General features: G+C 73.3%; 17 protein-coding genes. 4 read left to right on the forward strand and 13 right to left on the reverse strand.

All coding sequences use genetic code 11. From position 1 onward, the window contains the following. Positions 1 to 30: 30 nt before the first annotated feature. Together D0T12_RS12685 and mnmA are read right to left on the reverse strand one after the other, a co-directional pair. Complete coding sequence (locus D0T12_RS12685) at positions 31 to 1,044, reverse strand: methionine synthase (RefSeq protein WP_117399680.1); 1,014 nt, start codon at positions 1,042 to 1,044, stop codon at positions 31 to 33. A gap of 40 nt (positions 1,045 to 1,084) precedes the next feature. Then, the gene (mnmA, locus tag D0T12_RS12690; RefSeq protein ID WP_117399681.1) at positions 1,085 to 2,161 is read right to left on the reverse strand and encodes a tRNA 2-thiouridine(34) synthase MnmA; all 1,077 of its coding nucleotides are present in this window, start codon (positions 2,159 to 2,161) and stop codon (positions 1,085 to 1,087) included. Between the two features lie 230 nt (positions 2,162 to 2,391). On the opposite strand from mnmA, the gene D0T12_RS12695 reads away from it, so the two are divergent. Then, positions 2,392 to 3,543 (forward strand): DUF695 domain-containing protein, encoded by a 1,152-nt coding sequence (locus D0T12_RS12695; RefSeq protein ID WP_233525996.1) that lies wholly within the window; start codon positions 2,392 to 2,394, stop codon positions 3,541 to 3,543. Positions 3,544 to 3,573: 30 nt separating this feature from the next. Here the strand turns inward: D0T12_RS12695 and D0T12_RS12700 are convergent, their stop codons facing one another. Together D0T12_RS12700 and D0T12_RS12705 are read right to left on the reverse strand one after the other, a co-directional pair. Next, positions 3,574 to 4,338 carry a DUF1206 domain-containing protein gene (locus D0T12_RS12700; protein WP_233525997.1) on the reverse strand — a complete coding sequence of 255 codons (765 nt, stop codon included), beginning with the start codon at positions 4,336 to 4,338 and terminating at the stop codon, positions 3,574 to 3,576. Positions 4,339 to 4,462: 124 nt separating this feature from the next. Beyond that, positions 4,463 to 5,632, reverse strand: coding sequence for a cysteine desulfurase family protein (locus tag D0T12_RS12705; RefSeq protein ID WP_117399797.1), 1,170 nt, complete (start codon positions 5,630 to 5,632; stop codon positions 4,463 to 4,465). A gap of 114 nt (positions 5,633 to 5,746) precedes the next feature. Between D0T12_RS12705 and D0T12_RS12710 the strand changes: the two genes are divergently transcribed. After that, positions 5,747 to 6,280: a TetR/AcrR family transcriptional regulator gene (locus D0T12_RS12710; RefSeq protein ID WP_117399684.1), complete on the forward strand. Its 534-nt coding sequence runs from the start codon at positions 5,747 to 5,749 to the stop codon at positions 6,278 to 6,280. A gap of 76 nt (positions 6,281 to 6,356) precedes the next feature. Next, positions 6,357 to 7,550, forward strand: a complete 1,194-nt coding sequence (locus D0T12_RS12715; RefSeq protein ID WP_117399685.1) for an MFS transporter — start codon at positions 6,357 to 6,359, stop codon at positions 7,548 to 7,550. A 40-nt stretch (positions 7,551 to 7,590) separates the two neighbouring features. Here D0T12_RS12715 and D0T12_RS12720 read toward each other — a convergent pair whose 3' ends face one another. From D0T12_RS12720 to D0T12_RS12755, 8 genes are all read right to left on the reverse strand, one after another. Next, the gene (locus D0T12_RS12720) at positions 7,591 to 8,541 is read right to left on the reverse strand and encodes an electron transfer flavoprotein subunit alpha/FixB family protein (protein ID WP_117399686.1); all 951 of its coding nucleotides are present in this window, start codon (positions 8,539 to 8,541) and stop codon (positions 7,591 to 7,593) included. Positions 8,542 to 8,564: 23 nt separating this feature from the next. Continuing rightward, entirely contained in the window at positions 8,565 to 9,344 is a 780-nt protein-coding gene (locus D0T12_RS12725; RefSeq protein WP_117399687.1) for an electron transfer flavoprotein subunit beta/FixA family protein, read from the reverse strand. A gap of 160 nt (positions 9,345 to 9,504) precedes the next feature. Further along, entirely contained in the window at positions 9,505 to 10,866 is a 1,362-nt protein-coding gene (locus D0T12_RS12730; protein WP_117399688.1) for a protein kinase domain-containing protein, read from the reverse strand. Positions 10,867 to 10,915: 49 nt separating this feature from the next. After that, a complete protein-coding gene (locus D0T12_RS12735) occupies positions 10,916 to 12,829 on the reverse strand; it encodes a serine/threonine-protein kinase (RefSeq protein WP_158581481.1) in 1,914 nt (637 codons plus the stop codon). Between the two features lie 64 nt (positions 12,830 to 12,893). Continuing rightward, a complete protein-coding gene (locus D0T12_RS12740) occupies positions 12,894 to 13,718 on the reverse strand; it encodes a serine/threonine-protein kinase (RefSeq protein WP_117399690.1) in 825 nt (274 codons plus the stop codon). Between the two features lie 42 nt (positions 13,719 to 13,760). Next, positions 13,761 to 14,711 (reverse strand): acyl-ACP desaturase, encoded by a 951-nt coding sequence (locus D0T12_RS12745; RefSeq protein ID WP_117399691.1) that lies wholly within the window; start codon positions 14,709 to 14,711, stop codon positions 13,761 to 13,763. Between the two features lie 207 nt (positions 14,712 to 14,918). After that, complete coding sequence (locus tag D0T12_RS12750) at positions 14,919 to 15,686, reverse strand: SDR family NAD(P)-dependent oxidoreductase (RefSeq protein ID WP_117399692.1); 768 nt, start codon at positions 15,684 to 15,686, stop codon at positions 14,919 to 14,921. A gap of 93 nt (positions 15,687 to 15,779) precedes the next feature. Continuing rightward, complete coding sequence (locus D0T12_RS12755) at positions 15,780 to 16,436, reverse strand: NADPH-dependent F420 reductase (RefSeq protein WP_117399693.1); 657 nt, start codon at positions 16,434 to 16,436, stop codon at positions 15,780 to 15,782. A gap of 99 nt (positions 16,437 to 16,535) precedes the next feature. Here D0T12_RS12755 and D0T12_RS12760 point away from each other — a divergent pair, with 99 nt between their 5' ends. Beyond that, positions 16,536 to 16,886 carry a winged helix-turn-helix transcriptional regulator gene (locus D0T12_RS12760; protein ID WP_117399694.1) on the forward strand — a complete coding sequence of 117 codons (351 nt, stop codon included), beginning with the start codon at positions 16,536 to 16,538 and terminating at the stop codon, positions 16,884 to 16,886. Here D0T12_RS12760 and D0T12_RS12765 read toward each other — a convergent pair. Then, positions 16,873 to 17,655, reverse strand: a complete 783-nt coding sequence (locus D0T12_RS12765) for an enoyl-CoA hydratase/isomerase family protein (RefSeq protein WP_117399798.1) — start codon at positions 17,653 to 17,655, stop codon at positions 16,873 to 16,875. The two genes, D0T12_RS12760 and D0T12_RS12765, sit on opposite strands and share 14 nt — an antisense overlap. Between the last annotated feature and the right edge of the window lie 22 nt (positions 17,656 to 17,677).

The following is a 17,677-nucleotide window of genomic DNA, read 5'->3' on the forward strand; positions in this document are numbered from 1 at the left end:
TCCGACATTGTGAGCCCGCCGCGCCCCAGGTCACTCGGCATCCTCAAAGATCATCCGGGCCGTTTCGCGGCATCGTCTCAGCGCGGCGCGGACGTGGCGCGGGGACGCCCCGGCCATCCCACAGGCCGGGGTGATCACGACCTGCCGCGCCAGTCGCGCGGGCGGGAAGCCGAGCCGCCGCCACAGCTCCTTCACCGGCTCCGCGGTCGCCCGCGGGGACGGCAGGACGGCGTCGGTCGCGGGCACCGCGCCGAGGAGAAGGCCCGTCCCGGCGTCGATCGTCTCCCCCACCGCGTCGTCGTCGCGCCTGGGGACCATGCGCAGGTCGACCGAGATCGCCTGAGCGCCCGCGCCGCGCAGCAGCGCGTACGGGACGTTCCGCGCGCAGCAGTGGACGATCGGGTACGCCGCGTCGTCCGCGGCGGCCGCGTCGATCACCGTTCGGAGGGTGTCCTCCGCGACGGGCTCCTCGATGGCCCGCAGCCGGGAGAACCCGCTGGCCGTCGGGACCGTCCCGGCGAGCGCGGCGGGCAGGCCCGGCTCGTCGAACTGGACGACGATCCGCGCGGCGGGCAGGCGGCGGCGCACGTCCGCGACATGCGCGGCGACGCCCTCGGCGAGCGAGGCGGCCAGGTCGCGTACGGCCCCGGCGTCCTTCAACGCCCGGTCGCCGTTGCGCAGCTCGATCGTCGCGGCCAGCGTCCACGGCCCGCACACCTGGATCTTGAACGGCCCGTCGTGGCCGCCCGCGATCTCCTCCAGGACGTCCAGGTCGCGTTCCAGGTGGTCGTGGGAGCGGAGCGTGTCACGGCCCGGCCGGTCGGAGAACCGCCACCCGGACGGCTCCACGCGCACCGGCATGTCGACCAGCAGTCCGGCCGTCCGGCCCGTCAGGTCGGCGCCGGGCCCGCGGGCGGGCAGCTCCGGCAGATGCGGCATCTCGGGCAGTTCACCGAGGACGATCCTTAGCGCCTCCGCCGGGTCGTCGCCCGGGTACGACCCGATGCCGGTCGCCGTCCCCTCCTGCCACGGATAACTGGTCACACCGCGAACCCTATCGGCGCGGCGATCACGGCGGTGAACGCTAGGCCAGGGCTTGGGCGGTCTCGGCGATCGTCGCGGACGCCAGGACACGGTCGCCGTCGTAGAGGACGGCGGCCTGCCCCGTGGCGACACCGCGGGCGGGGCTGGACAGGCGGACGCGCAGCACGTCGCCGTCCCGCTCGGCCGTGCAGCCGTAGACCTCCCCGTGCGCGCGGAGCTGGACGTGGCAGCCGAACGGCCCGTCCGGGGCGTCGCTCAGCCACACCGGGCGCTCGCCGACGATCTCGTCGACGTTCAAGGAGTCGCGCGGCCCGACGGTCACCGTGTTCGTCACGGGGGAGATGTCCAGGACGTAGCGCGGGCGGCCGTCCGGCGCGGGCGTGCCGATCCGCAGGCCCTTGCGCTGGCCGATCGTGTAGGCGTAGGCGCCGTCGTGCCGTCCGACCTCGTTGCCGTCGGTGTCGACGATCGGGCCGGGCGCCGTGCCGAGCCGCTCGGCGAGGAAGCCGCGGGTGTCGCCGTCGGCGATGAAGCAGATGTCGTGGCTGTCGGGCTTGTCGGCCACCCGGAGGCCGCGCCGCTCCGCCTCCCGCCGGATGTCGGCCTTGGTGGTGTCGCCGAGCGGGAACAGCGCGTGCGCGAGCTGCTCGGGCGTGCACACGGCCAGCACGTACGACTGGTCCTTGGCCTCGTCGACGCCGCGGCGCAGGACGCCGCCGTCCAGCCGCGCGTAGTGCCCGGTGCAGACGGCGTCGAACCCGAGCGCCATCGCCCGGTCCAGCAGCGCCGCGAACTTGATCTTCTCGTTGCAGCGCAGGCACGGGTTCGGGGTGCGTCCGGCCGCGTACTCGCTGACGAAGTCCTCCACGACGTCCTCGTGGAAGCGCTCGGCGAGATCCCACACGTAGAACGGGATGCCGATCACGTCGGCGGCCCGGCGGGCGTCCCGGGAGTCCTCCAGGGTGCAGCAGCCCCGGGCGCCCGTCCGGTACGACCGCGGATTGCTGGACAGGGCCATGTGAACGCCGGTGACCTCGTGCCCCGCCTCGGCGGCGCGGGCGGCGGCCACGGCGGAGTCGACGCCGCCCGACATGGCGGCAAGTACGCGCAGTGCCATAACCCTTCGAGGGTACGCGCCACGGCCCACTCCCCCGCCACCGTATTTCCCCCGCCGGGGCCGGTGCCGACGGGAAGCGCGGCGCCTCACGTAGGGTTTACCGGGACGGGCATGGCCTCGCCGGACCCGGCGGAGCCCCGCCATGCCGGGAAAAACATCCTCCAGCGACCTCATCGGCCCAGGTCATGAGGCGGTTCGGCCGCTTGACCACGACAAGGAAGAGACGACAGGTGGGAATCTTCCGTCGTCCGCGCGACGCGTCCGCGGTGACGCCGCCCGCGATCAGCGAGTTCTGGGAATGGTGGGCGCAGGCACGCCCGACGATCGAAGCGTCCCTGGCCGCCGGGCCCGACACGCCCGAAGCCGACCCGTCCGGACATGACGCGCACCCTGACGCGCACGGGGCGGACCACGCGGCCGATCCCGACGCCCCCGACCTCGGCCCGCCCGGCGGGGGGCTGTCCGCGGAGACGATGGAGGAGCTGTCGCGGCGCGTCCACAAGATCCATCCGGCACTGCTGTGGGAGATCGGCGGCGCGGAGGACCGGGCCCCGTTCCTCACCGTGACCGGCGGCGGGAACCCCGAGCTGCGCGGTATCACCGAGCGCTGGGTCCGGGCCGCGCCGACCGGGCCGGCGGCGGCCGGGTGGGTGTTCCATCCGGCGCGGCAGCCCGACCCGGAGATGCTCGGCCAGGACCTCATCCTCGGCGACCACGAGTTCGACCTGGAGTACGTCCGGCTCGGGATGCGCGCCGACGCCGACCGCGCCCGCGTGCATCTGACCGCCTACCATCCCGACTTCCTGTTCGTCGCCGAGGAGCAGCGCATCCAGGTCGCGTTGAACGTCCTGCACTGGGCGCTGGGCGAGGACGACGTCGCCCGCTGGGTCGGCGAGGTCTCGATCGCGACGGAGGCGCCGATCGACGCGCTGCCGCCGTCGATGCTGCCCTCGGTCATCGAGCAGATCTCCGAGCCGTTCGCCGAGCCCGCCTGGCTGACCGGCGAGGGCCGCACCCCGCGCGGCCATCCCGCCCGCCTCGGCGCCCGGTTCCCGCTGCACCGCCAGGACTATCCGCTCTGCGACCTGCACGTGGCGATCAGCGTCCCGTACGCCAACAGCAACCCCGACCGGCTGCCCGTGGAGCCGTCGTCGAGCGCGCTGCGCGCCTTCGAGAAGAAGCTCACGAGGCTGGGTGACCGGGCCGTGCTCGCCGTCCGCGAGACCGGCGACGGACTGCGCGTCTTCCACCTGTACGTCGATCCCGACTCGGGTGTCATCTCCGAGCTCGACCAGCTCGCCGCCGGATGGCCCGAGGGCAAGGCCAGGGTCGCCTCCACCAGTGACCCCGGCTGGAAGGCCCTGGCCCCCTACCAGCCCTGACGTCGGGGGCGTCCCGTCATCGCAACGGCCTCAGACGGGCCTCGTCGAGTCGACCTTGCGGTACCGGGCCTCCCCCAGGCTGTACAGGCCGAAGATGAGGACGCCCACGGCGACGGCGACGAGGCCCCAGGCTCCGGCCGGGGTGTCGGCGAACTCGCGGAGGGTGCCGTCCAGGCCCTTGGCCTTGTCGGGTTGGAAGGTGATGGCCGCGTAGGCGAGGAACGCTCCGGCGGCGGCGCCGACGAGCCCGCGGGCGGTGTTGCCGACGATGCCGAACGGCTGGAGGACACGCCGCGCGACCCGGCCCAGCTTCGCGGTTTCGAGGTCGTCCATGAACGTGCGGCGGACCGCCTGGACGACCACGACGACGCCCCAGACCACGAAGCCCGCGGCGATCGCCAGCACGAGCCAGCGCCCGCCGGGCTGGCCCATCAGGCGCGCGGTGAAGCTCTTCGACTGCTGGTCGCTGGACTCGCCCTGATGGCCGAGCATGAACAGCAGGGTGAACGCGCACCCGACCGCGTAGACGACGCCGCGTCCGGCGGAGGAGAGGCGTTTGGTGGGCTTGTCGCCGTCGGGCGTCGGGCGTCCGAACCCGGCTTCGGCGAACTGCCAGAGGGCCAGGGCCGCGAACCCGACGACCATCAGCACGATGACGACCGTGCCGCCGGGTTTGTCGGCGACGATCTGCAACGCTCCCTTGCGGTCGGCCTCCTGCCCGCCCCCGCCGAAGGCGACCTGAAGGGCCAGCCATCCGATGAGGAGGTAGAGGAGGCCGCGCGCCACCAGTCCCACGCGGGACACACCGTGAAACCAAGGGTGCCCCGCCACCCGTTCGAGTCCGTCGCTCACATCCGTCGTCGCCACGGAGACGCCGTCCCCGTTCAAGAGACGGTCAAACACCATCAAAGCCGGTCAGTCACCCGAAACCGGCGCGGCGGGCGCGTTCGACGACGGGGGCGAGCGCGTCGGCGAGCGCCTTGACGTCGTCCTCGGTGGAGGTGTGGCCGAGGGTGAAGCGCAGGGAGCCGCGGGCGTGCTCGGCGCCCATCGCCGTCAGGACGTGGCTCGGCTGCGACACCCCGGCCGAGCACGCCGAGCCGGTGGAGCAGGCGATGCCGCGGGCGTCCAGCAGCATGAGCAGCGCGTCGCCCTCGCAGCCGGGGAAGGAGAAGTGCGCGTTGCCGGGGAGCCGGTCGGCGGGGTCGCCGTTCAGGACCGCGTCCGGCACGGCGGCGCGGACGGCGTCGATCAGCAGGTCGCGCAGCTCGGTGAGACGGCGCGCCTCGGCCTCGCGGCGGGCCGTCGTGGCCTGGACGGCGGCGGCGAACCCGGCGATGGCAGGGGTGTCGAGCGTTCCGGACCGGACGTCGCGTTCCTGGCCGCCACCGTGCAGCAGCGGCACCGGGTCGAGGAAGACGGGCTCCTTGGGCTTGGCCAGCAACAGTGCCCCGACACCGATGGGACCGCCGATCTTGTGGCCGGTGACGGCCAGGGCCTGCGCACCGCTCGCCGCGAACGAGACGGGCAGCGCCCCAGCGGCCTGGACGGCGTCGGTGTGGAGGGGCACACCGCGCTCGCGGGCGACGGCGGCCAGTTCGGCGACCGGCTGGACGGTGCCGACCTCGTTGTTCGCCCACATCACCGTGACAAGGGCGACGTCCTCACCGGCGCCGAGCGCCTCCCGGAGAGCGTCGGGACGGACGCGTCCGGCGGAGTCGACGGGAATCCAGTCGACGCGGGCGCCCTCGTGGTCGGCGAGCCACCGCACGGCGTCCAGGACGGCGTGGTGCTCGACGGCGCCGGCCAGCACCCGGTCGCGGGCGCGATCGGCGGCGCGGCGGGCCCAGTAGAGGCCCTTGACGGCGAGGTTGTCGGCCTCGGTGCCGCCGGAGGTGAACACGACCTCGCTCGGACGGGCGTCGAACGCCTCCGCGATGACCTCGCGGGACTCCTCGACGACGCGGCGGGCGCGGCGCCCGGCCGCGTGCAGGGACGACGGGTTCCCCAGCTCGCGCAGTTCGGCCGTCATCGCCTCGATGGCCTCGGGCAGCATCGGGGTGGTCGCCGCATGGTCGAGGTAGGTCACCACGCGGACAACAGTAGCCGCGCCGCTGATGTTCCCTCCGGGCACCCGGGCGATGGCGGTCGCCGCCCTTCGGGCTGGTGGACTGTACCGTCCAGCCGGTACAGTAGGCGCGTCATGAAGAGAGAAGCCCTTCTGGACGCCGCCGAGACCGTCCTCTTCGAGCAGGGAACGCGGGCGCTGACGCTCACCGCGGTCGCCGAGCAGGCCGGCGTCAGCAAGGGAGGGCTGCTCTACCACTTCCCCACGAAGGAGGCGCTGGTCCGAGCCATGGTGGCGAGGACCATCGACGAGTTCGACGACCTGGTCGCCTCCTACATCGACTCCTACGGGGACGGCACCCCGGACGCCTACACCCGCGCGTACGTCGACGCCACGTTCGAGCTCCTGACCGGTGACGCCCGCACGCACCGGCGCTGGTCGGCCATCACGGCCGCCGCGGCCGACCCCGAGCAGGCGGCGCCGCTGAACGAGGCGATGCGGCGCTGGCACGGCCGTGACCCGGCGGAGGACACCGACCCCTGCACCGCGATGACCGTCCGGCTCGCGGTCGAGGGCCTCTGGGAGGTCATGAGCCACGATCCCGGGCTGTTCGACGAGGAGCAGCTCGCCGCGCTGCGACGGCGGCTCCTGGGGCTGCTGGACGGATGACGCCGGGCGCCCCGCCCACCGCTCCGTACTTGGAGCGTTCCATGACGATCTCGCCGAGCCGAGAGAGAGGTGAACCATGCTGCTTCGCGCCCGTTGGGGGACGTTCCTGACCTTCGCGCTGGCGGGCCTGCTGACCGGGGTGTGGGTGTCACGGATGCCCGCGCTGGTCGACAAGTTCGAGCTCAGCGAGGCCGAGGTCGGCATCGTCGTCCTCGTCTGGGGGCTCGGCGCGATCACCGCCATGCAGGCGCTGCGCGCCGTGATGTCCCGCGCCGGGAGCCGGGCCGCGCTGCGGGTCGCGCTGCCGCTGACGGCGCTCACCTACTCGGCCGTCGCGCTCGCGCCCGGCTACGGCGTGCTGCTCGCCGCCGTCGTGCTGTTCGGCATGGCGTTCGGGATCACCGACATCGCGATGAACGCGCAGGGCACCGCCGTCGAGCGGGCGTACAAGCGGCCCGTGATGAGCGGTCTGCACGCCGGATGGTCCGTCGGCGCGATGAGCGGCGGCATCCTCGGCGTCGTGACCGCGGCGGTCGGGCTCGGATTCACCGAGACGGTCCTCGCCGCCGCCGCGCTGACGCTCCCCGCCGGGCTCGCGCTCGGCCGCACCTACCTGCCCGACCCTCCGGCCGCCGCGTCCGCCGGGACGGGACGCCGGGCCCGCCGCATGCCGCCCGCGGTGTACCTGATCGGCGCCCTCTGCTTCATCGCGTTCATGACCGAGGGGTCGATCGCCGACTGGAGCGGGCTGCTGCTGCACGACGAGATGGACGCGAGCGAGGCCGTGGCCGCGGCCGGGCTCCCCATGTTCGAGGCGGCGATGCTGACCGGCCGGATCTTCGGCGACCGCGTCCGGGCCCATGTGGGCACCCGCAGGTTGCTGGCCGGGGCGGGCGTCGGCACCGCGCTCGGCATGACCGTCGTCGTGCTGTCGCCCGTGCCGGTCCTCGCCCTCGCCGGGTTCTTCGTCACGGGACTGATGGTCTGCACGGTCGTCCCGACGACGATGTCGCTGGCCGGGACCGCCGCGCCGGAGCGTCCGGGCGCGGCCGTCGCGCAGGTCAGCGCGATCGGCTACGGCGGGCTGCTGCTCGGCCCGGTCGTGGTCGGGTTCCTGTCGGACGCCACGTCGCTGCGGCTGGGGGTGGGCACGGTCGTCGTCCTGGCGCTGCTCATCGCCGCCGGTGCCCGGTTCGTCCCGGTGGACGGGGCGGTCGACGCCACGCCCGTCGACGTGACCGACCCCGGCCCCGAACCCGTCGCCGCCTGAGCGGGCCGGCGGCGGGTCCCGGCCGGGGTCCGCCCGCCGGTCACCTCCGCTTGGCGATCTCCTCGGTGAGCTGCGGCGCGACCTGGAACAGGTCGCCCACGACACCGAAGTCGACGAGCTCGAAGATCGGCGCCTCGGGGTCCTTGTTGATGGCGACGATGGTCTTCGACGTCTGCATCCCGGCCCGGTGCTGGATGGCGCCGGAGATGCCGACCGCGATGTACAGCTGCGGCGACACGGTCTTGCCGGTCTGGCCGACCTGGAACGTGTGCGGGTACCAGCCGGCGTCGGTCGCGGCGCGGGACGCGCCGACGGCGCCGCCGAGCGAGTCGGCCAGGCCCTCGATGATCGAGAAGTTCTCCGCCCCGCCGACACCGCGCCCGCCGGACACGACGATCGCGGCCTCGGTCAGGTCCGGGCGCTCGCCCTTCTCCTGCACGACCTTCTCCACGACCTTCGCGGCCCGGTCGGCGTCCGCCAGCTCGACGGTCACCGCCTCCTCCGCCGGGGTCGCCGGAGCGGGCTCGGGGGTCACCGAGTTGGGCCGGACGGCGATGATCGGCGTGCCGGTCCGCACGCGGGCGTGCGCGATGACGCCGCCGCCGAAGACGGAGTGCTCGGCGACGAAGCCGTCGGTGACGTCCACGACGTCGGTGAGCACGCCGGAGCCCGTCCGGACGGCGAGCCGCCCGGCGATCTCCTTGCCCTCGCCGGTCGCGGGTACCAGCACCGCGGCCGGGGACCGGTCGTTCACGAGCTTCGCGAGGAGCGCGGCCTTCGGCGCGACGACATAGGACGTCAGCTCCGGGTCGTCGGCGACGTAGACCTTGCCGGCGCCGTACTCGCCGAGCCTGTCCCTGGCGCCCTCGAAACCGGGGCCGACCCACACCGCCGCGGCCTCGCCGAGCCTGTTCGCCAGCGTCAGCAGTTCGAGCGTGACCTTCTTGACCTCACCGTCGACATGGTCGACGAGGACGAGAATCTCCGCCATGGTTCGCTAATCCCCTTCCCCGGTCAGACGAACTTCTTCGCGGCGAGGAACTCGGCGATCTTCGCGCCGCCGTCGCCCTCGTCGGTGACGATCTGGCCCTTCTCCCGCGGCGGCGCCTCGGCGAAGTCGACCACCTCGGTGGCCGCGTGCGCCAGGCCCACCCGCGCCGCCTCGATGCCCGCGTCGGCGAGGCCGAGCGTCTCCACCGGCTTCTTCTTGGCCGCCATGATCCCCTTGAACGAGGGGTAGCGCGGCTCGTTGATCTTCTCGACGACGCTGACGACCGCGGGCAGGGTCGCCTCCACGCGGTCGAAGCCGTAGTCGGTCTGCCGCTGCGCCTTGATGGACGTCCCGTCGATCTCGATCTTGTTGGCGAGGGACAGCTGCGCGACGCCGAGCCGCTCGGCGAGCATCGCGGCGAGCAGCCCGGTCCGCGCGTCGGTGGACTCCGAGCCGAGGATCACCAGGTCGAACCCGGTGCGGCCGAGGACCTGCTGGATCGCGTAGGACGTCTGGAGCGCGTCGGAACCGGCGAGGCCGTCGTCGACGAGGTGGACGGCCTTGTCGGCGCCCATGGCCAGGGCCTTGCGGATGGAGTCGGTGGCCTTGTCCGGCCCCATGGTCAGGACGGTCACCTCACCGTCGTGGGCCTCCTTGACCCGCAGCGCCTCCTCGATCGCGTACTCGTCGAGTTCGTTGATGACGCCGTCGGCGGCGGCACGGTCCAGCGTGCCGTCATCGGACTTCAGCTTGCGCGGGCTCTCCGTGTCGGGAACCTGCTTCACCAGGACGACGATGTTCATGGTGGGTGGCCGACCTCCCCTGCACTCCGTTGGCCGCTGAGGTCAGCGGCGGACTTCGATGTCACAGCCTGCCAAACACCCGAATGGGCTTCGGAACCGGGTCCCGACTTCGGCTGCGCACCCCTAGGTTACTCGCGGGTAGCGGCGTGGGTGACATTCCTCAGAAGCGGTTGACGCCCGTCTGCCACCGGTCCATCGTGCTCTCCAGCGAACTCTGGAGCCCGTACATGGGCGAGAAGCTCGGCGTCAGCGTCAGCGCGCCGACCACCGCCGCCAGCGCCAGCACACCGAGGACCACTCCCGCGGTCGCGATGCCCCTCGGCCGCCGCGCGACGGACACGAACATCCGCTCCAGCTGCCGTCGCGGGCCGCTGACGCCCGGCGCCGTCCACAGCACCGCCGCCCCGGCCCCGGCGCCGAACGCGCAGGCGCTGAGCGAGTCGATCTCGCCGCCGACCGCGGACACCGCGACGAGCCCGAGCGGCACCGCGACCGTGAACGCCGCCGCGTACGGGACGGTCAGCAGCGTCCGGCCGAAGGCCCACGCCCAGCCGCGCGCCGTCGTCCCCGCGACCCGCAACAGCGTCACCGCGCCCAGCGACACCGCCAGACCCACGATCGGCGCCATGATCACGACACTGACCGCGATGACCACGACCATGGCCGCGAGCAGCCGCGCCCAGCCGCGCGCCACGGCCAGCCCGTGCGCGTTCGCCGCCGACGCGGAGCCGGGCGCGGCCGAGGTGGCGACGGGGGCGGCGGGTGGCACAGCGGCCTGAGGAGCGCGCGGCGCTGGCGGAGCCGCCGGCGCGGGACGCGACTGTGTGGGAGGAGGCGGTATGGGAGGAGGCGGTGTGGGACGCGGTGGGGCGGGCGATTCGGGCAGGGGCAGCCGGGACGTCGCCTCCGCCAGTTCGGTCGCCGAGGGGCGGGCGCCGGGGTCGGGGTGGCAGGCCGCGGCGACCAGCGGGCGCAGCGGGCCGGGCAGGGCGTCGGCGACCACCTCGCCGGCTCCGGTGGCGGCGAACGCCACGGTGGCGGCCCAGGCCCGGACGTCCCCGGCGGCGTCGGCGGCGGTCAGCCCGAAGTCGACGACGATGGGAGCGCCGTCGACGACCAGGACCGTCGCGGGGCCGAGGTCACCGTGCGCGAGGCCGGCCCGGTGGATGGCGGCGAGCGCCTTGGCCAGCCCGAACGCCATGCGGCGCAGCGCGTCGCCCGACATCGGGCCGTGCTCGGCCACCGTCTCCGCCAGCGGCCGCCCCGGCACGAACCGGGACACGACATAGGGCGGGGACGCGGCGGCGCCGTCCAGGACGTCCACCACATAGGGGCTGAGCACCGCGCGCATCCGGGCGATGTCGGGCACCGCGCCCGGCGCGAGCAGCCTGATCGCCACGTCGCGACCATCGGGTCCGGTGGCCCGATGGACGGCTCCGGAGCCCGTGCCGTCGCCGCCGCCCAGCCTGGACAGCAGCCGGTACTGACCGATGTGCGCCTGCCGGTCGATGTCGCCGCTCATATGGCACGCCACCCTACCGATCGGAGGCGCCGCGGAGAGCCGCGTCCGCTCACATGCCCGGCACGTTGGACACGAGGTCGCGGACGTCGGCGCGCAGCGCCTCCAGGTCTCGGCTCATCCCGTCCAGCGGGGCGGTGTCGGGCGGTCGCTCCTGTGCCATCACGACCAGCACGGCGGCGAGCACCCCGACGACCAGCGCGCCCGCCACGGCCGCGCCCGAACGCGGGAACACCGCGCCCCAGATCCGGGCGAGCTGCCGCCGGGGAGCGCCGCTGCCGGGCGCGAGGCAGAGCAGTCCGATCACCGCCATGGCGGAGTAGGCGATGGCGTTCGAGGCGGTCATGCCGGCGGCGGCGAAGATCAGAACGCCGAGAATGATCAGCCCGGCGATCACGCTCAGCGAGGTCCACAGGACGGTGGCCATCAGGGCGCCCGGCAGGTGCAGCGGCGTCCGGAACGCGGCCGCCACGGCGTCACCGGTGCGCGGGCCCCGCCGGGTCTGCCGTCCCTCCATGCCCTTGGCGGCCTTGTCGCCCATCCGCAGGACGAGCACCCCGGCGATGGTGACGCCGACCGCGAACAGCGGCGCGATGTCGGCGAAGCCGAGCAGCGCGACCAGGACGAGGAAGCTGATCAGCCGGTACCAGCCGTAGGGCTTGCGACGGTCGCGTTCGGCGCGGGCGCGGGCGGCCACGTCGGCGCGCGCCCGGTCGGCGCGCTCAAGCTCGCCGCCGCGGGGACCCTCCGGTTCGGGCGGACGGCGCTGCAACGCGCCGCCCCGGCGCGGCTGGTCCTGCGGCTGGTTCGGTGGCGGCCCGTACTGCCGCGGGTCGTAGTACGGCGCGGGCCCCGGCGGCGGGACGGGCGGCGGCGCGGCCGGAGGGAGCTGCCCGACGAAGTCCTTCGGCTGTGCCGGGGCGGGCGCCGGCGCGGGCGGCGGAGGAGGACCTGGCGCCGGGATCGCGGTGGTCCCCGGCGTGCTCGACCGCGGCGGCGCGTCCTGCGGAGACGGCGCGGGCAGCGGCATGGAGAAGTTCCTGGAGTGGTCGGGCGCCGTCTCCTCGACCGGCGGGACCGTACCGGCCGACCGGGACCCGGTCGACCGGGAGGCGGACGACGGGTAGTGCCGGTCGACCATGGTCTGGTCGGTGATGGTGGCTTCGAGGTGGATGCGGCGGGTGAGCTGCACCAGCTTGACCGCGGTGGGACGTTCGGCCGGGTGCCGCGCCATCGCCGACCGCAGCACGGGCAGCAGCGCGTCGGGCACGCCGTCCAGGTCGGGCGTGCCCTGCATGATCTTGTAGAAGATCGACTCGAAGGTGCCGGAGCCGAACGGCGGGCGGCCGGTCGCGGCGTAGGCGACCGTCCCGGCCCAGGCGTGCACGTCCGAGGGCGGGCCCGCGTCCTCGCCCTCGATGAGCTCGGGGGCCAGGTAGCCGGGCGTGCCGATGACCATGCCGGTGGCGGTGAGCCGGGTCGCGTCGGCGGCCTGCGCGATACCGAAGTCGATCACGATGGGCTCGCCGTCCACGAGCATGACGTTGCCGGGTTTGAGGTCCCGGTGCACGATCCCGGCGCCGTGGATCGCCGACAGCGCGGTGCCCAGCCCGACCGCGAGCCGCTGGAGGCCCGGCCCGTAGATCGGCCCCGCCTCTTCGACGATCTCCTCCAGCGTCCGGCCGGGCACGTACTGGGTGACGATGTAGGGCTGGTCGGCGGTCACGTCGGCGTCGAGGATCTCCGCGACGTGCGGGCTGTGCACCCGGCGCATCGAGTCGACCTCGCGGGCCAGCCGGCGACGCGCCGTGGCGTCGCCCGCGACCGCGGGCCGCAGCACCTTGATGGCCACGTTGCGCCCCTCGGGGTCGGCGCCGAGGTAGACGACGCCCATTCCCCCTTCTCCCAGGGTCTGGAGCACGCTGTAGTGGCCGATTCGGTCCCCGGACGTGACAGCTCCCCTCATCGTTTCCGAAACCCTACCCCCGTCGATCGTCCTCGAAGTTCTCCGCATTGTCAGGCCGCCATCGTCAGGCCGCCGTCACACCGGCGCGGCCGATCGCGGTGCCGTCGCATGCCGCGAGCGCCCCGGCGAGCCAGCGGGCCGTCGGCCGGTTCGCCGGGTCGCGGTCGAACGCCCTCCGCAGCAGCGGGGCCAGCGGCTCCGGCACGCCGTCGAGGTCGGCCTGGCCGCGGAGGATCCGGAAGCACACGCCGTGCAGCGAGCCGCGCCCGAAAGGAGGACGTCCCGTCGCGGCGAACGCGACGGTCGCCGCCCACGAGAACACGTCCGAGGCGGGGGTGGCGCGTCCGCCCTCGATCAGTTCGGGCGCCAGGTAGGCGGGCGTCCCCACGACCATCCCGCGCCTGGTGAGCTGCGGGGCGCCGGTCTCGTGCGCGATGCCGAAGTCGATCAGCGTCGGCCGGTCGCCCATCACGATCACGTTGCCGGGCGCGACGTCCCGGTGCAGGACGCCCGCGTCGTGGACGTCCCCGAGCGCGAGCGCCAGCCGCCGCGCGAACCGGGAGAGCCGGTCACGGCGCAGCGGCCCGTACGCCGGGACCAGATCGCCGAGCGGGCAGCCCGGGACGTACTGCATGACCACATACGGCCGGTCCGCCGTGATGGCCCCGTCCACCAGGCGCGCGACGTACCTGCTGCGGACGCGCGACTGCGCGGACATCTCGCGGGCCAACCGGCTGATCGCCTCCGGCTCCCCCGCCACCTCGGGGGCGAGTCGCTTCACCGCGACCTCGCGGCCGCCGGGGTCCATCGCCAGGTACACCATCGCGGTGCTCCCCCGGCCGATCTCCCCCAGCAACCGATACGCCCCCAGTCGCCGATCATTCCCCATAACCCTTTTGACGCCATAAAACGGGCACTCGTTCCCGGCGCTTCACTCCTTCCGGGCGGCCTGGCGGGCGCGGCGCTCCTCGCGACGGGTCTCGAACCTGGTGGCCGCGGCGTCCAGCTGCGCCAGGAACTCGCCGAGTTCGTCCAGCGCCTTCGCGCCGTCGCCGGTCAGATCGGTGCGGTCGAAGACGTTCCACTTGCGCAGGACCGGGACGAGGACGTCGTCGTGGTGCAGCCGCAGGTCGTAGATGCCCGCGTTGGCGATCACGACGGACTTGCGCAGGAAGCCGTCGATGCTGTGCCCGGGCATCTGGAAGCCCTTGACGACGTCGGTGATCGCCCGCATCGTCTCGTTCGGCGCGGCCTCAAGCGCGGCGGCCAGCAGGTTCCGGTAGAAGATCATGTGGAGGTTCTCGTCGGCGGCGACGCGGGACAGCATCTGCTCGCACAGCGGGTCGCCGGACGCCATCCCGGTGTTGCGGTGCGACACCCGGGTCGCGAGTTCCTGGAACGACACGTACGCCGCCCCGTGCAGGAAAGAGTCGCCGTGGTCGGCCTCGTAGCCTGCCTCCATGTGGCGCATGCGGGCACGCTCCAGCGCGACCGGGTCGACCGCGCGGGTGGCGGTCAGGTAGTCGCGGATGACGATGCCGTGCCGGTTCTCCTCGGCCGTCCACCGGTTCACCCAGGTGCCCCAGGCGCCGTCGCGGCTGAACGCCGTGGAGATGGCGTTGTGGTAGCCGGGCAGGTTGTCCTCGGTGAGCAGGTTGACGATGAGCGACTCGCGCGCCTCCAGGCTCAGCTTCGACTGCTCGATCGACCACGGCTCGCCGCCCAGGGGTCCGTCGAAGTCACGGCCCTCACTCCAGGGCACGTACTGGTGGGGGAACCATTCCTTGGCCATCGACAGGTGCCGGTTCAGTTCCTTCTCGACCACCGGCTCGAGGTCGACCAGGAGAGCGGTCTGGAGCTTCTCTTCGGGGGTCACGGACATGCGGTTCCTTCGCTGGACGAGGGCGTTCTGGCCGGACGGTGCCACCGTGCTCGTGGCACCGGAGGGGCTGCCAGCAGGCGATACACAACCTACGCAACCGTAGGTTCGATCGTCGCCATTCCGCGCGCCCGTCGTCAAGCCACCCCCGTGACAAGCGCGGCGTGGCGAGTTTGTAGATCCGAGCAATAAGGCCGAGTGAGGCCTTAGTCACCAGGTGTCCGCCGCCTGGTGCCGCATCCGGTTCACCGCGGCCCGCAGCAGCGGCCTCGGCACGAGCCTCAACGCGGGGAACGCCGCCTTGTACTGCACGCCGGGGACGCACATGGCCCGTCCGGCCGCGACCGCGTCGAGCCCGGCCCGCGCCACGTCGTCCCGGCGCAGCCACAGCGGATGGGACGGCACGTCGTCGCGCGTGCGCGTGAACCCGGGGCAGAGGGCGGTCACATGGACGCCGCTGCCCGCCACCTCCGAGTGCAGGCTCTCCGAGAACGCCGCCACGTACGCCTTCGTCGCCCCGTAGGTGGCGCTGCCTGGCGACGGCGTGAACCCCGACATCGACGCCACGTTCAACACCCCGCCGCGGCCCCGCCCGACCATCCCGGGCAGGGCGGCGCGGGTGAGCCGGACCAGCGCGGTCACGTTCAGCTCGATCTGGGCGAGCTGCTCGTCCAGCGGCGCCTCCGCGAACGGTCCAAAAGCGCCGCGGCCCGCGTTGTTCACCAGAAGTTCCACCGGGTCGGCGCTCAGCCGTCCCTCCACCTCGGCGCGCTGGAAGGGATCGGTCAGATCGGCCGCCAGCACCTCCACGGCGACGCGGTACCGCTCCACCAGCTCGCGGGCCAGGACGTCCAGCCGTTCGGCCCGGCGCGCCACGATCACCAGATCGGTGCCGCGACCGGCGAGCAGCCGGGCGAAGCTCTCGCCGATCCCGCTGGACGCACCCGTCACGAGCGCGGTGCGATACGCGTGTCGCATGGCGCGAGATGCTATCGGCCGATCTTGGTGGGCCCGGGCGGCTCGCCCAAGAAACTCCCGAGATTCATCCGGCCGAGACCTGAGCGCCGGAATTCACGCGGAAGTGGGCAGCGGCTCACCGCCGGCGTGCTCGGGCGGCGGCAGCATGGCGGTCGGGTCCTGGCCCGCGAACCACAGCCCCACCACGAACGCCGCCGTCGCCTCCAGCAGCCCCGCCCGGTCCAGCCCGCCGGCGTCCATCGGCACGCACCCGAGATCGGTCACCAGCGCGCGGACCACCGCCAGCGCCTCCTCGTCGTCGCCGCACAACGGGACGCCGAGCGGCCGCCCGCCGAACACCGGCGGCGTCAGCCGCCACACGCTCTCGTGGCACAGGTTGAACGCCTTGACCACCCGCGCCCCGGTCGCGTCCGCGACCCGCCGCGCCGCCGACGGGCCCGCCCCCGTCTTCAACCCCTCGAACGGCGGCTCCATCGGGTTGGTGCAGTCGATCACCACCCGTCCCGTGAGCGGGCCCGCCTGGCGCAGCACGTCCTGGACGCCCTCGTACCAGACCGCGAGCAGCACCACCTCCCCGAACCGGGCCGCCTCCCGCAGCGTTCCGCCCACCGTCCGGCCACCCACGCGCTCCGCGAGCGCGACCGCCTTCGCGGGCGTCCGCGCCCCGATCCGAACGTCGTGTCCCCCGCGCGCCCACCGCGTGGCCAGCGCGTCCGCCATGTTCCCCGCGCCCAGCACTCCGATCCGCATGACAACCTCCCCGCTCGACTACCGTCGATCGGAAGGTAGAGGGTCCGTTCGGCACCATCCGGTGCGTATCGGGCACGGCAGAATGCGCGGGGAGCGCCCATGGACGACATCCGCTACGCAGCCGACTGCCAGACACGCCTCGCCCTCGACCTGCTGTCAGGAACCTGGACGGGTGTCGTGCTGTGGACGCTGCGGGACGGCCCGCTCCGTCCGCGCGAACTTCGGGATCGGATCGGCGGCATCAGCCACAAGGTGCTGAACCAGACGCTCCGCCGCCTCGAACGGGACGGCCTCGTCACCCGCCGCCGGTACGCCGAGGCGCCGCCGCGTGTCGAGTACGACCTGACCGACCCGGGACGCGGCATGCTGGAACCGCTGTTCGCGCTTGGTCGCTGGACGGAGCGTTATGCCGACGAGGTCCTGAACGCCCAGGCGCTCAGCGGCCGGTGAACTTCGCCTTTCCGGGGCCCTCTTCCATGAAGCTCCTCATGCCCGCCGCCTGGTCTTCGGTGGCGAACAGGGCGGCGAACTGCGTCCGTTCGATCTCCAGGCCGGTCTCCAGGTCGACCTCAAGGCCCGCGTCGATGGCCTGCTTGGCGGCCCGCAACGCGATCGCGGGACCGCCGACGAACGTGGCCGCCCACTCCCTGGCCGCCGTGTAGACGTCGGCGTCGGGGACGACGCGGTCGACGAGCCCGATCACGAGGGCCTCGTCCGCCGCGACATGCCGTCCGGAGAAGATCAGGTCCTTGGCCTTGGTCGGGCCGATCAGCCGGGACAGCCGTTGCGTGCCGCCCGCGCCGGGGATGATGCCGAGCTGGATCTCCGGCTGCCCCACCTTCGCGCCCTCGCCCGCGACGCGGAAGTCGGCCGTCAGCGCCACCTCCAGGCCGCCGCCCAGCGCGTATCCGGTGATCGCGGCGATCACCGGCTTCGGAATTCCGGCGAGGGCCCTGGCGAAGTCCTGGAGCAGCCGCGAGTGGCCCGCCGACATCTGCGCGTACGACATCGGGGCCATCTCCTTGATGTCGGCGCCCGCCGCGAACACCTTCTCGCCGCCGTAGAGGACGACCGCGCCGACCGCGTCGTCCTGCGTGACCTGGCGGGCCGCGTCGATCAGTTCCCGTTGCATCTGGGCGTTCAGGGCGTTCATCTTCGGACGGTCCAGCCTGATCGTCGCGATTCCGTCCTCGACCTCGACCCGTACGAACTCGCCCACGGCGACCCTCCTGTGCGATTCG

It is taken from the genome of Actinomadura spongiicola, from assembly GCF_003432485.1.
Taxonomy (GTDB): Bacteria; Actinomycetota; Actinomycetes; order Streptosporangiales; family Streptosporangiaceae; genus Spirillospora; species Spirillospora spongiicola.